Source organism: Vibrio sp. Y176, from assembly GCF_033438945.1.
Window position 1 is genome coordinate 1 of the sequence record NZ_JAWOQS010000512.1, and the last position, 712, is coordinate 712.

The following is a 712-nucleotide window of genomic DNA, read 5'->3' on the forward strand; positions in this document are numbered from 1 at the left end:
ATTTCTGAGCCCAGGCACCAAAGGTTTCAGCATCTTTGGTTCTCGCCTTAGCACGGGCTTTCTCTTTGGCCGGTGACTTTCCATCAGTAACCATTCTCTTCGCTTCATTGAGACGCTCACGCGCTTCTGCTAACGTGATGCCTCCTACTCCGTAGCGACCAAAGGTAATAGTTTCTTGCCTGCCATTGATCGAGTAGTTGTAACGAAATGAGATAGAACCCGTAGTGGTCACAGCAACATAAAGGCCATCACGGTCATTTACTTTGTAAAGTTTACCTTTGGGTTTGAGATTGCGTAGCTTGGTATCAGTCAGCATGTTTCGACCTATTATTCTTGTTTGATACCATGCTGAAAAACCTCTAAAAATCTAGAAATTAATCTTTATAAAACAGATAGATATGTAAATTTAATACCATGCCCCATCAAAAACACTCAGCATGGTATCGGGCGTAATCCATGGCATTACCGATGAATCATACCCATCAAAATACCACGGTCAAACCGTGCTTGGCGTTGCCAGACATTGCCAAAAATGACTAAGCCAAAAACGAAAAAAGTCCGCAATTACGCGGACTTAAGTATGATTTAGTGCCTGTTAATGCCAGACCTTTCTTAAAGGAAGATTATTCCCACTCGATTGTCGCTGGTGGCTTACCAGAAATGTCGTAAACAACTCGTGAAATACCTTCAACTTCGTTGATAATACGGTTAG

At 42.3% G+C, this 712-nt stretch carries 1 protein-coding gene and 1 pseudogene; both read right to left on the reverse strand.

The window, feature by feature from the left end; translation table 11 throughout:
- Positions 1–316 (reverse strand): Arm DNA-binding domain-containing protein (locus R7O13_RS27030; protein ID WP_318305223.1); only part of this gene is annotated, 316 nt, incomplete at its 3' end.
- Positions 317–623: 307 nt separating this feature from the next.
- Positions 624–712, reverse strand: a pseudogene (locus R7O13_RS27035) (GMP synthase); the annotation flags it as partial.